We start from the raw sequence: 12511 nt of genomic DNA, 5'->3' as shown, positions 1-12511 counted from the left end.
AAGTCAAGCGGAAATGACATTAGACGATCCTGAAAAATTCGACTTGCCAGCCTTGACACCCTTCAGCAGGATGCGCTACGAATTTACACACACTAATGAATATTTATGCGATAAGCCAAGTGCGAAGCCGCGAACGACCGGGAGGAGTGTCCATGGTGGCGGATGTGAAAGAACGACAGGGGTTCGCAGGCATTATGTTGCCTTCGCTGCGCGGAGCCACGGGCCCGCTCATCGGCCTCATCGTGCTGTGCCTCTTTCTCACCTTTGCGACGGACAAGTTCCTGTCGGTACGCAACTTCCTCAACGTGCTCGACCAGATCACGGTGCTGGGCGTCATGGCCGTTGGCATGACGATGGTCATCCTGATCGGTGGCATCGACCTGGCGGTCGGCTCGGTCATGGCGCTGGCCATGATGGTGCTCGGCTATCTCAATGTGACGGCCGGCGTGCCGATGGGCATCGCGATCCCGCTCGCCTTGCTCGTTGCGTCGCTGAATGGTTTGGTCGCAGGGCTTCTAATCACACGCTTCAACGTGCCGGCCTTCATTGCGACGCTTGCCATGATGTCGATCACGCGCGGCCTTGCGAACATGATCACCGACGGGCAGCAGATCATCGGTTTCCCGGCCTGGTTCAACATGATGGCCATCGTGCGTTTCGGTGGTTTCCTGACGCTGACGGTCGCCGTGATGGTCGTCGTCTTTGTCGTCGGCCTGCTCTATCAGCGCTACCGTCACGGCGGCCGTGTGCTCTACGCGATCGGCGGCAATGCCGAGGTGGCGCGCCTTGCCGGCATCAATGTCCAGCGTGCGACCGTGCTCGTCTATGTCGTGTGCAGCTTCCTGGCCGGCCTTTCGGGCATGGTGCTCGCCGCCCGCCTCGACTCCGTGCAGCCGTCCTCGGGCGTTTCCTATGAACTCGACGCGATCGCCGCGGTCGTCATCGGCGGCACGTCGCTGTCCGGCGGCACGGGTGGCATCGGCGGCACCATCATCGGCGTGCTCATCATCGGCGTGCTGCGCAATGGCCTCAACCTGCTCAGCGTCTCGCCCTTCATGCAGCAGGTCATCATCGGCGCCGTCATCGTGCTTGCCGTCACCGCCGAAACCTATCGCAAGCGCAAATAATGACTTTCACCCCCGCAGCCCAAGCGGCGGGGTGGATAAAACGGTCCGCAATCGTGCGGGCCGGCAAAAGGGAAGGTGGTGTTCTGGGAGACAGGCGCCGCCGGGTAACTTGGAGGAGAAACCATGACACTGTCCAAACTGCTGATGGCGGCAACCGCTGCTTCCGTGCTCGCCCTTCCGGCCTCCGCTGCCGAAGTCAAGAAGATCGGCCTTGCCGTTCCGAACCTGCAGGCCGACTTCTTCAACCAGATCAAGCTCGGCGTTGAAAAGCATGCCAAGGAAAAGGGCATCGAAGTCGTCGTCGTCGATGCGAAGAACGACACCAACACCCAGGTCAGCCAGGTGCAGGACCTGATGACGCAGGACATCAACGCCTTCATCTACATCCCGGCCGGTGCTGCCGCCGCTGCCGTCCCGACCCGTCTCGCCCGCGAAGCCGGCATTCCCGTCATCAACGTCGACCGCACGCCCGAGGGCGCGCCGGGTGATACGTTCATCGCCGGCGAAAGCGTCGAATCCGCCTACGAAGTCTGCAAGTACATCATCGGCAAGGCCGGTGGCGCAGGCAAGATGGCGATCATCCACGGCCAGAAGGGCACGACGCCGGAAGTCGACCGCTTCACCGGCTGCAAAAAGGCCATCGACGAGAACAAGGGTGTCGAGCTGGTCGACCAGCAGTGGAGCAACATGTGGTCGGCCGACGAAGGCTTCACGATCGCGCAGAACATGCTGCAGGCGAACCCCGATATCACGATCATCTTCGGTCAGGCTGACGGTCTCGCGATGGGTGCCGCCAAGGCTGTCGACGTTGCCAACCTCTCGGACAAGGTGATCATCGGCGGCTATGACGGCGACGTCTCCGCACTTGAATACCTCGCCAAGTGCAAGGGGCCGTTCATCGCGACCGCAACGCAGAGCACGCAGAAGATGGGTGTTCTCGCCGTCGAATCCGCGCTCGCCGTCGCAGCCGGTCAGAAGGTGGAAGAGCGCCAGACGCCGAACGCCGTCCTGACGACCTGCGAAAACGCGCCGGAATTCGTCAAGAGCCATCCGTAATCCGGGCTCATAGCAGAAAGGCAGCAGCGCCATGACGAACCGCTCTCCCATCCTGTCGCTCCGTGGAATCCAGAAATCCTACGGTCCGATCAAGGTGCTCCACGGTGTCGATCTCGACATCTATCCGGGAGAGGTCGTGGCGCTGCTCGGTGAAAACGGTGCCGGAAAATCGACCCTGTCGAACATCATTTCCGGCACCGTCCAGCCCTCCGCGGGCGAGATGACCTGGCTTGGCAAGCCCTACGCCCCCGCCAATCCCCGAGCCGCGATGGACGAGGGCGTGGGCATGATCCATCAGGAATTGAAGCTCCTGCCGAAGCTCTCCATCGCGGAAAACGTCTTCGTCGGCCGCTATCCCATGAAATCCGGTCGCCTCGATCGTCATGCGATGGAGGAGCGCGCCCGCGCCGGCCTGCAGCGCCTCGGTCTCGACGTGTCGCCCGACCGCCTCGTCGAGGGTCTCTCGACCGGCCGGCAGCAGCTCATCGAAATCGCAAAGGCGCTGACTCTGAATGCGCGCCTGCTCATTCTCGACGAACCGACGGCCGCACTCGGCGGCGAGGAGACGCAGCTTCTCTTCCGCCAGATCGAGCGCCTGAAGGCCGAGGGCGTCGGCATCATCTATATCTCGCATCGCCTTGAGGAAATCCGCCAGATCACCGATCGCATCGTTGTCATGCGCGACGGCGCCAAGGTGCAGGAATTCGACCGTGGCGACGTGCCGATCCGCACCATCGTCGAGGCCATGGTCGGGCGCTCGCTGGAGCGCATGTTCCCGACGCTTCCCACGCCGACGGATGAGGTGACGCTCGAAGTGCGCGGCCTGTCCGCGCCATCGAAGACCTTCCGCGACATCAATTTCTCCGTCCGCAAGGGCGAGGTCTTCGGCATTGCCGGGCTGATGGGCGCCGGCCGTACCGAACTGGTGCGCGCCATCACCGGCGCCGACCCGATCGCCAGCGGCGAAGTTCTGCTGCACGGCAAGCCTGTGACGCCGCGTTCGCCGATCGATGCGATCCGCAACGGTATCGTGCTCGTGCCGGAGGATCGCAAGCTGCAGGGCGTCGTGCTCGACCATTCCATTGCGGAAAACATCGGTTATGCCAATCTCGGCGAGATTTCCCGCAATGGCTGGATTTCGTCGCGCCGCATCCGGGAATTCGCCGAGGACTACATCAAGCGCTTCGGCGTGAAGGGGCGTGGCGGGCAGAATGCCGGCGAGCTCTCCGGCGGCAACCAGCAGAAGGTGGTTCTGGCCAAGTGGCTGGCACGCAAGCCGCAGGTGGTGGTGCTGGATGAGCCGACGCGCGGCATCGACGTCGGTGCGCGCTCCTCGATCTACGATCTCATCGTGGGCCTGGCGCGCGAAGGCGTCACCGTCATCGTGGTCAGCTCCGACCTCGAGGAGGTGCTTGGCGTCTCCAGCCGCATCATGGTCATGGCACAGGGAAAACAGGCCGGTATCCTGAACCGCGAGGACGCCAACGACGTCTCGGTCATGGAACTGGCGACACTTTGAACAGGGAATAAGGCAGCATGTCGGAAATCAAGCTCAACGCACCGAAATTGTTCGATCTCTCGGGCAACGTCGCCCTCGTTACAGGTGCCGGCAGCGGTATCGGCCAGCACATCGCGATGGGCCTTGCCCAGTGCGGTGCCGATGTCGCGCTGCTTGACCGCCGCACGGATGACGGCCTCGCTCAGACCGCTGATTTCATCGCGCGTGCCGGTCGCCGCAGCATCCAAATCGCGGCCGATGTCACCAGCGGTGCGGCGCTGACCGACGCGGTTGCGCGCACGGAAGCGGAGCTCGGCGCGCTCACGCTCGCCGTCAACGCGGCCGGTATCGCCAATGCCAACCCGGCGGAGGAGATGGAGGAGAGCCAGTTCCAGACGATGATCGACATCAACCTGAAGGGCGTGTTCCTCTCGTGCCAGGCCGAAGCGCGTGCCATGCTGAAGACCGGTCGCGGCGCCATCGTCAACATCGCCTCCATGTCCGGCGTCATCGTCAATCGTGGCCTGAGCCAGTGCCACTACAATGCTTCCAAGGCCGGCGTCATCCACATGACGAAGTCCATGGCCATGGAATGGGTCGACCGCGGCATCCGCGTCAACACCATCAGCCCCGGCTACACCGCAACGCCGATGAACACCCGGCCGGAAATGGTGCACCAGACGAAGCTTTTCGAAGAGCAGACGCCGATGCAGCGCATGGCAAATGTTGACGAGATGGTCGGCCCGGCCGTCTTCCTGCTCTCGGATGCGGCAAGCTTCGTGACCGGCGTCGACCTGCTCGTCGATGGTGGTTTCTGCTGCTGGTGATATTAGGGGCCGGCTTGAAGCCGGCCTCTTGCATTTCTGTCCGGAAATTCTTTATTTACGAATGTTCTCAGGGCGGGGTGAAATTCCCCACCGGCGGTATCCGGAGCGATCCGGGAGCCCGCGAGCGCCTTCCAATGGAAGGGTCAGCAGATCCGGTGCGATGCCGGAGCCGACGGTTACAGTCCGGATGGAAGAGGACATGTCTGCAAGCGTTCCGGCTGGAGCGCGTGCGGACCTGTTCGCCCAAGGGATGAAACGCCACTATCGGCAACCCTTGAAAGGCACATGAAATGGCACTCTCGAAAATTGAAGATGCAATCGCGGCTTTGGCGCGTGGTGGCATGATCGTTGTCGTCGATGACGAAAACCGCGAGAACGAAGGCGACATCATTGTCGCGTCGGATGCGATAACCCCGGAGGCGATCGCCTTCATGATGAAACATGCGCGCGGTCTGATCTGCGTGGCCGTGGAAGGGGAGCGTCTCGATGCGCTCGATATCCCGCTCATGGTGCCTGAGAACACCGAATATCTCAAAACGGCGTTCACTGTCTCCGTCGATTATCTGCCGGCTACCACGACGGGCATTTCCGCTTCGGACCGCGCCGCAACGGTCAAGGCGCTCATGAACCCATCGGTGAAGGGTGATGATTTTGCGCGTCCGGGGCACATCTTCCCGCTGCGGGCTCATCCACGCGGTGTGCTTGGCCGCCCGGGCCACACCGAAGCTGCCGTCGATCTGGCGCGCCTTGCCGGCAAGACGCCCTCTGGCGTGATCTGCGAGGTCGCCAACGATGACGGGACCATGGCGCGGTTACCGGAACTGCTTGCCTTTGCCGAATTTCACCGGTTGCCGCTGATCAGCATTGAAGAGCTGATTGCATATATTGCCTCTCGGGGAGAGGCCGGGTCGATGGCTGCTGCGTAGCTGAAGGGTCGTTCATCGCCTTCTGGCGTGCTCGGCGGTCTGGCTGACGGGCAGGCAGCGCTCCTCCATGGCGCGCCGGATGGCTCAGATTCCGTCCGTCTGTATCGACAGCGTGAAACCTGTCGGACGTCGCAGACAGGCTGTTTCAGCTTTTGCAAGAGCGATCCCACTTGCCTTGCCGTTCTCGGGCGGTTACTCCGACGTCTAAATATGATTATTATAGTCATGTTAATTGCGGTTATGGCAGGCCGCACTTCGGCGAGGGAGAGCGAACCGTGACAGAGGCCGTTGCAGTGTTGGACCAGCCTTCCGCTGCCGCGACAATTGCGGAGCCGGTGGAAATGCAGGGCGACGCACGACGCTGGCGCGAAGTCGGTCCCGGCATGTTCCTAGGTGTCACCGATCTCTCGCTGGAGCAGCCGCTCGCCTATCAGAGCCGGACCTTTCCCGCGATCTGCCTTTCCGTGGTGCTCGAAGGTTACGCGACCAATACAACCGAAGGCATAGAGGGCGGCTTCTGCCCGGACGAGGTGTGGATCACGGCGACCGGTGAGAGCGTGCCGACGAGCATGACAATTCATCCAGACACGCCCGTGCGCGTGGTGGAGCTGCTCCTGACCCCCGCCTGGGCGGAGCATAACCTTTCTGCCATGAAGGATGATCCGACCTTCGAGGCGATGCAGCGCGCCATGCGCCAGCCCGTCATGATCCGTCGGCATCCGCTGGATGCGCGGCTTCGGCAGATCGCGTGGTCCGTGCTCAACCCATCCGCAGTCGGTGCGTTCGTCAACGTGCATCTCGATGCCAGCGCGATGAGCCTGCTCGGCTTCCTTGCCGAGGCGTTCCGCCCGTCCGAGGTCGCGGCGACGGCTGGTCTTACGGCGAAATCGCTGGAACGCATGCTGGAGATCCGGCGGCATATCGATGCCAATGCCGCGGCGATTGACACCCTTGCCGCGCTTGCTGCCCGCTTCGCCATCAGCCAGAGCAAGCTCAAGCAGGACTTCCAGCGCGCCTTCGGCGTCAGTGCCCGGGAATACCTTCTCGAAAGACGCCTCCTGATCGGCCGCAATGCCATCCTGCGGGATGGATTGAGCATTGCCGAAGCGGCCTACAAGGCCGGCTACCAGCACCCGGCGAACTTCACGGCCGCCTTTACGAAGCATTTCAGCTATCCGCCTAGCCGATTGAAATCTTGAATCATTTTAAACTGGATAAGAATCGTAAGCTTTTTGTCGAAACGCATAAGCCGATCGCCTCGACCCTCCCGTCCGCCATGATGATAATCCGCGCCAAATCGGGTTCGAGGATTGATCAATGAAGACTGCTATCGGCTTTGCCGCGCTTCTGGCCGGCGTCAGCCTGCCTGTTCTTGCTCTCGCGCAGGAGGCTACCCAGGGAACCGTTCTGGAGCCGATCATCGTGACGGCGGAAAAACGAAGGGCCGAAAGCAAGGACGTGCCGGCCAGCATCGTGGTGAAGACGGGTGAAACCCTCTCGCTGCGCAAGACGAAGCGCCGTGAGGATGCGATCGCCGCCGAGCCGAATGCCCAGACGGGGGCGGTGACGGCAAAGCTCTACACGTCTTTCACCGCCATCCGCGGTGTCGGCTCCGCCCTCATCGAGAGCGACCCATCGGTCGGCATCTATGTGGACGGCGTGGGCATCGGCAATGCGCAGGCCCATAGCGGCACGCTGCTCGATGTCGATCGCATCGAAATCCTGCGTGGCCCGCAAGGAACGCTCTATGGTCGCAACAACATTGCCGGCTCCGTCAACATCATTTCGAACCTGCCTGATCCCGATCATACCGGCGGTGAAATCGGCATGGACTTTGGCCGGTTCGGTACGCTTGGAACGACCGGCGTCTTCAACACGCCGATCGGCGACAATGGCTGGGCGGTGCGCGGTGCCTTCTCGGCTTCGAAGACGGACGGCTTTCTTCACTCGACGGTGGATGGCAGCGATCTCGGCGGCGGCAAGGACGTGCATGGCCGCCTCAGCATCGCCGGCGACATTACCGACAATCTCGAATTTCTCGGCATCGTGGATATCGAGCGCCAGGTGCTGGACGGCGAGATGTTCGGCATGCCGGAGGCGGATTTCCTGAAGGGCAGCCGCGGTGTCGCGGTCGATGACCCGACCCGCATCGACAGCGACCTCGTCACCGCCTCGGGCCAGCTGACCTACCAGCTCGACAATGGCGACAAGATCGTCTCGATCACAGGCTTTCAGAAAAGCGCGGTGGGGGTAAGCGGCAATGGCTTCCCGGTCGGCTATTTCGCTGCCTATGACGCCCTTTTCCAGTCTATGGGCTTTGCGAATTTCCGTTACCGTTCGGACAACCCGTTCGATGGCCGCTATCGCCAGTGGTCGCAGGAGGTGCGCTACGTTTCCGAGGACAACGACCGCCTCAACTGGGTCGCCGGTCTCTACGGCGAGTTTTCCCAGGCCTCGCGTGTCTATGGTGCAAACAGCACCTTCACGGGTGGCGAGGCGACGCTTTCGACCCGCGGCGATACGGATACGGTTTCACTCTCCGCCTTCGCAGACGGCACCTATGCCCTGAACGACCAGTGGAAACTCTTCGGCGGCCTGCGTGTCGGCCATGATCGAAAGACCTTCGACTACGACTTCAACGCCAATGCCACGGCGCAGCTTCTCGGCCTGACGGGCGCCTTTGCGCCCGGCTATAGCGCAAAACTCTCCGAAGCCTATGTCACGCCGCGCATTGGCCTGCAGTTCGAGCCGATGGATGGACTGAACCTCTATGGTGGCATTTCCAGCGGCTACAAGTCGGGCGGCTTCAATTCCGGCTTCGTCGGTCTCGGAGACGAGGGGGCCTACGATTCGGAGCGCGTTATAAGCTATGAGCTCGGCCTGAAATCGGCCACGCTCGATGACCGGCTCAAGGTGGAGGCATCCGTCTTCTACATCGATTGGCGCGACCAGCAGGTTCAAGGCTTCAACGCGCTGACCGGTGCAACGCCGATTTCCAATGCCCCGCGCAGCGAATCCTGGGGTGGCGAATTGTCCGTCGCCTACGATCTCGATGATCACTGGACGCTTACGGCCGGCGCCGGATATGCGGATGCGACCTACAAGGACTATCGCAACGCGCGGGCGCTCGACGGTTCCGGCTCGGTCGACGTCAGTGGCAACCAGCAGCAGTTCGTCTCGCGCTTCACTGGCTCGGCGGGCGTCACCTATCAATGGGAGGCCGGATGGGACGACCTCGTTGGCAAGGTCGGCGTGAACTATCGTTATCGTTCCAGCTACTATTTCGATGTCCAGAACACGATCAGCCAGAAGGGGTATGGTCTCGTGGACGCCTATGCCGGCCTGGAGAACGACCGCTATGCGGCCTATGTCTTCGCCAAGAATATCGGCGATCTCGACTATCGCATCGTCGCTGCGGATCTCGGTACCGGCAAGCTGCTCTCTCCGGGCGATCCGCTGACCTTCGGCGGCAGTTTCAAGGTCAAGTTCTGAGCGTCCGATGAGAGGGGACGAGGCAGGCGCGCCGGGTAGGCCAGGGCGAGAAGGCGATGTGGCAGGCAAGGGGACTGCCGGTCGGCTCTGGTCGCTCACACAGGGACGGCGCGGCCGAATGGGGGTCGTCATGGCGCTTGCGACCGTCTCTGCGGCTTTGGAAACCGGCGGTGCGGCGCTGGTCGCGCTCGCCGCGGGCGCACTGGTCGCCATGGATCGGAGCGGAGCTCTGTTCTGGTCCGCCGGCGTTTTGGGCGCGGTATTTGTGTCCTGCATCCTGCAAACGGGCTCGAACCTTCTTGCCCATCGTATGGCGATCGACATCCAGGCGGAGACCCGGCTGGCCATGGGCCGGAAGCTCTGGTCCGCGCCCCTCGGCGCCATCCAGCGTGTCGATGCCGCCGAGCTTCGTCGCACGCTCATGGAGGATGTCGAGCGCATCGAGGACGGCGTTGCCCATCTGATCCCCGATCTGGTTGCTGCACTCGTCGCGCCGGTCTTCATCGGTTGTGCCATGCTCGTCATCGACTGGCGTCTGGCCCTGGCCGCTTTTCTGCCGGTCTTCGCCGGCTTCCTCATTTTCTCATTCATTCTGCGCGGTGATGGCGGTCTGTCGACACGTTTCGTCGCTGCGCAGGCGGGTGTGGACACGGCCCTGCAGGAGGCTGTCAGCATGGTGCCCGTCATCAAGGCCTACGGCATGGCTCCCGAGAATTTGCGCCGTGCGGAGGGCGCCTTCAAGGAACTTGCAGATGCCGTGGGCCGGTGGCTTGCCTTTGCCGCGACGGGAACGAACTGGTTTTTCCTCGCCACGACGTCCAGCCTCCTGTTCGTCGCCCCGTTGGGGCTCTGGCTCTATCCGTTGCCGGAGGGTATCGCCGTCCTGACGTTCTTTATGCTGGGTGCCTTCTTGCTGTCCTCCATCGGTGCGCGTCTTTTCGGCGCGATGGGACGCCTCAGGATTCAGGAGGCATCGCTTGCCCGTGTCGACGCCTTGCTCCGGCTGCCGGACCTGCCTTTGCTCGAAGGCGTCGCGGCAGATGGCGACAGCATTCGCTTCGAAAAGGTCGGGTTTTCCTACGGCAGGGATTTTGTGCTCGAAAACATCGATCTCGAAATAGAGGCCGGCCAGAAGATCGCCCTTGTGGGGCCGAGCGGGGCTGGCAAATCGACGCTGGCGCGCCTTCTTCTGCGTTTCTTCGATCCGGATACCGGCCGCGTCACGCTTGGCGGTCGTGATATCCGCTCGTTTTCACAGCCTGTTCTTGCCGAAAGGTTCGCGGCGATGTTTCAGGACAACTTCCTGTTTTCCCAGACGATCCGCGCCAACATAGCGATCGGGCGTCCTGGGGCAAGCGATGCGGAGATTGCCGAGGCCGCGCGCCTTTCCCGTGCGGATGATTTCATTCGCGCACTGCCGGCGGGCTATGACACGGTGCTGCATCGGGGCGAGGGGTTATCAGGAGGGCAGAAGCAGCGGATCGCGATTGCCCGTGCTTTTCTCAAGAATGCGCCCATCCTCGTTCTCGACGAGGCGGCAGCCTATCTTGACCCCGATGGGCAGTACGAGATCCAGGCCGCCCTGAATGCGCTGGCGACAGGCCGGACCGTGATCGCCATCGCCCACCGCCTGTCTTCCGTGCGCCACTTCGATCGTATCGTCTATCTGGAAGGCGGGCGGATCACCGAGTGCGGCTCGCATGATGCTCTCATCGCTCTTGACGGGGCCTATGCACGTCAATGGCGCTCGCATGCCGCCGCCCGATCCTTCACCCTTCGAAACGCTGGAACGGTCTGATGGGCGTGAACGACAGACTTCCCGATTTTGGTTCCGGTGGCGACGCAGGGCTGGTCGGCCGCATGATCGATGGCATTCTGCTCGGTGCTCAGCCGCTGCTCGTCGCATTTTTCCTGTGGCGGGCGCTCGACGCGGATCCGGCCCCAGCGGCCTTGTGGTGCATCATTGCCCTTGCCGGAACGGCCATCCTGCGACGCCTTTTGCTGTGGCCCGCGTCACGCCGGCTTTATGCGCTTGCCTATGGCGGCGGGGTGCGCATGAGGCGCGCCATCCTGGCCCATCTCGTGGGCATGCCGCTCGGCGCGTTTCGCGCCATTGGCGGCGGGAAGGTCATGCAGGCCGTCTCGGAGGATATCCTCTGGCTTGAGAACCATGCGTCCCATACACGCCCGGAAATCGTCGCCAATGCCGCTGTGCTCGCCGTTTGTCTCGTCGGAGCGGTGGTCGTCTGGCCGGTGACGGGCTTGTCCGCCATTTTCGGCATGGCGATCGGCCTGGCTCTTCTTTCCTTTGCGCGACGCAGGCTTGCTGTAGGGCTGGAGCGTCGGGCCCGCAGCCTGGCGGAGGTGTCGTTGGTCTTGCAGGAGCAGGCCGAGGGTGTTGCGGTGTTGCGGGCCTTTGCGGATGGTGCGGATGCCGATGGTGTCTTCGCCCGCGCCGTCGAGCGCCTGCGGGATGGCGCATGGCGCGGCGTGCGCAAGATCACGCCGATTGCCGTGCTGTTTCGCATGGTGATCGATCTGTCGGCCGCGCTTGCGATTTTCCTGGCGGTTTTTACCTTTGGCGATGCATCCCACGCTGACGCCGCCCGGCTCGCAATCTCAGCGCTTCTGGTGGTTTGCGCAACAGTTCCGGCGCGAAACTTCGCCAGTCTTTCGGCCATGCTGGAGCTCGCGCGGATCGGCCGCGCGAATGTCCGTGAGCTTCTTGCCGTTCCGCTAACTCCGACGGGTCGGGATGGCAGCCCCGAAGCCTTCGACGTACACTATGAAAATGTGAGCTTCACGCATCGGGGACGAACGGCACCCGCTCTTGAGGACATCACCTTCAAGGCGGCGCAAGGAGAAATGACGGTCCTGATCGGTGCCAATGGCAGTGGGAAAACCACCTGCATGCAGCTCCTCATGCGATTTTGGGAGCCGGATCGCGGCAGAATCCTGATCGGTGGCCGGGATATCCGCGATATCGACAGCCGGGCGCTCTCCACGATAATCGCCCCTGTCTTCCAGGAGGCCCTGCTGTTCGATGACACTATTGGGGACAATATCCGTGTCGGCCGGCCGTCTGCCTCGGATGAGGAGGTTGAGGCCGCGGCCAGAGCTGCCGCCATTCACGACGTTATCCTCGGCTTCGAACGCGGCTACCAGACCCGGGTCGGTGCGCTTGGCGCCCGGCTATCCGGTGGTGAGCGCCAACGGATGTGCATCGCGCGGGCAATCCTGAAGGACGCGCCGATCGTCATTCTCGACGAGGCGACGTCAGCGCTCGATCCGGAGAATGAAGAGGCGATCCAGCGGGCTATCGCAGCGCTTGCCGCCGGCCGTAGCCTTTTCGTCATCGCCCACGATCTTGCTTCCATCGTCGCAGCGGATCGGATCGTGCTTCTGGACGGCGGCAGGATTGAAGCCAGCGGCAGCCACGAAGCCCTGCTGGTCTCGTCGCCGACCTACCGGCGGCTGTGGCGGCGGTCGGCGGAAATGCGCCGCTGGAAAATGGCGCAGAGCTGATTTTTTGCCGTACCTCTATGGACCTATGTGCCGCGCCGGTGGTTTTTCGACGGAGGTAGC

9 protein-coding genes and 1 riboswitch are annotated in these 12511 nt (G+C 62.5%); all 9 genes read left to right on the top strand.

Going from position 1 to position 12511, the window contains the following annotated elements; genetic code table 11:
- Window positions 1-152 precede the first annotated feature (152 nt).
- The 9 genes from MUU55_RS18725 (at window position 153) to MUU55_RS18685 (ending at window position 12451) form a co-directional block, all read left to right on the top strand.
- Window positions 153-1127: an ABC transporter permease gene (locus tag MUU55_RS18725; protein WP_244762291.1), complete on the top strand. Its 975-nt coding sequence runs from the start codon at window positions 153-155 to the stop codon at window positions 1125-1127.
- A gap of 123 nt (window positions 1128-1250) precedes the next feature.
- The gene (locus MUU55_RS18720; RefSeq protein WP_244762290.1) at window positions 1251-2183 is read left to right on the top strand and encodes a substrate-binding domain-containing protein; all 933 of its coding nucleotides are present in this window, start codon (window positions 1251-1253) and stop codon (window positions 2181-2183) included.
- 31 nt (window positions 2184-2214) lie between these two features.
- Window positions 2215-3702: a sugar ABC transporter ATP-binding protein gene (locus tag MUU55_RS18715; protein WP_244762289.1), complete on the top strand. Its 1488-nt coding sequence runs from the start codon at window positions 2215-2217 to the stop codon at window positions 3700-3702.
- Between the two features lie 17 nt (window positions 3703-3719).
- Window positions 3720-4508: an SDR family oxidoreductase gene (locus MUU55_RS18710; RefSeq protein WP_244762288.1), complete on the top strand. Its 789-nt coding sequence runs from the start codon at window positions 3720-3722 to the stop codon at window positions 4506-4508.
- Between the two features lie 59 nt (window positions 4509-4567).
- A riboswitch (FMN riboswitch) is annotated at window positions 4568-4711 on the top strand.
- 87 nt (window positions 4712-4798) lie between these two features.
- A complete protein-coding gene (gene ribB, locus MUU55_RS18705; protein WP_244762287.1) occupies window positions 4799-5434 on the top strand; it encodes a 3,4-dihydroxy-2-butanone-4-phosphate synthase in 636 nt (211 codons plus the stop codon).
- A gap of 275 nt (window positions 5435-5709) precedes the next feature.
- On the top strand, window positions 5710-6633 hold the full coding sequence (locus tag MUU55_RS29320) for a helix-turn-helix domain-containing protein (protein WP_244762286.1): 924 nt from the start codon (window positions 5710-5712) through the stop codon (window positions 6631-6633).
- A gap of 118 nt (window positions 6634-6751) precedes the next feature.
- On the top strand, window positions 6752-8926 hold the full coding sequence (locus MUU55_RS18695) for a TonB-dependent receptor (protein ID WP_244762285.1): 2175 nt from the start codon (window positions 6752-6754) through the stop codon (window positions 8924-8926).
- A 130-nt stretch (window positions 8927-9056) separates the two neighbouring features.
- Entirely contained in the window at window positions 9057-10724 is a 1668-nt protein-coding gene (locus MUU55_RS18690) for an ABC transporter ATP-binding protein (RefSeq protein WP_244762284.1), read from the top strand.
- Complete coding sequence (locus tag MUU55_RS18685) at window positions 10724-12451, top strand: ABC transporter ATP-binding protein (RefSeq protein WP_244762283.1); 1728 nt, start codon at window positions 10724-10726, stop codon at window positions 12449-12451. Before MUU55_RS18690 ends, MUU55_RS18685 begins: the two co-directional genes overlap by 1 nt.
- Window positions 12452-12511 lie beyond the last annotated feature (60 nt).

Origin of the sequence: Shinella curvata, from assembly GCF_022899935.1 — a bacterium.
In the GTDB taxonomy this organism is placed as follows: domain Bacteria; phylum Pseudomonadota; class Alphaproteobacteria; order Rhizobiales; family Rhizobiaceae; genus Shinella; species Shinella curvata.
This window is presented reverse-complemented; position numbering and strand designations above follow the sequence as displayed.

Coding starts and splice junctions, on each gene's coding strand:
- MUU55_RS18725 (WP_244762291.1), top strand. CDS start 153: ATGGTGGCGGATGTGAAAGAACGACAGGGGTTCGCAGGCATTATGTTG.
- MUU55_RS18720 (WP_244762290.1), top strand. CDS start 1,251: ATGACACTGTCCAAACTGCTGATGGCGGCAACCGCTGCTTCCGTGCTC.
- MUU55_RS18715 (WP_244762289.1), top strand. CDS start 2,215: ATGACGAACCGCTCTCCCATCCTGTCGCTCCGTGGAATCCAGAAATCC.
- MUU55_RS18710 (WP_244762288.1), top strand. CDS start 3,720: ATGTCGGAAATCAAGCTCAACGCACCGAAATTGTTCGATCTCTCGGGC.
- ribB (WP_244762287.1), top strand. CDS start 4,799: ATGGCACTCTCGAAAATTGAAGATGCAATCGCGGCTTTGGCGCGTGGT.
- MUU55_RS18695 (WP_244762285.1), top strand. CDS start 6,752: ATGAAGACTGCTATCGGCTTTGCCGCGCTTCTGGCCGGCGTCAGCCTG.
- MUU55_RS18690 (WP_244762284.1), top strand. CDS start 9,057: ATGGCGCTTGCGACCGTCTCTGCGGCTTTGGAAACCGGCGGTGCGGCG.
- MUU55_RS18685 (WP_244762283.1), top strand. CDS start 10,724: ATGGGCGTGAACGACAGACTTCCCGATTTTGGTTCCGGTGGCGACGCA.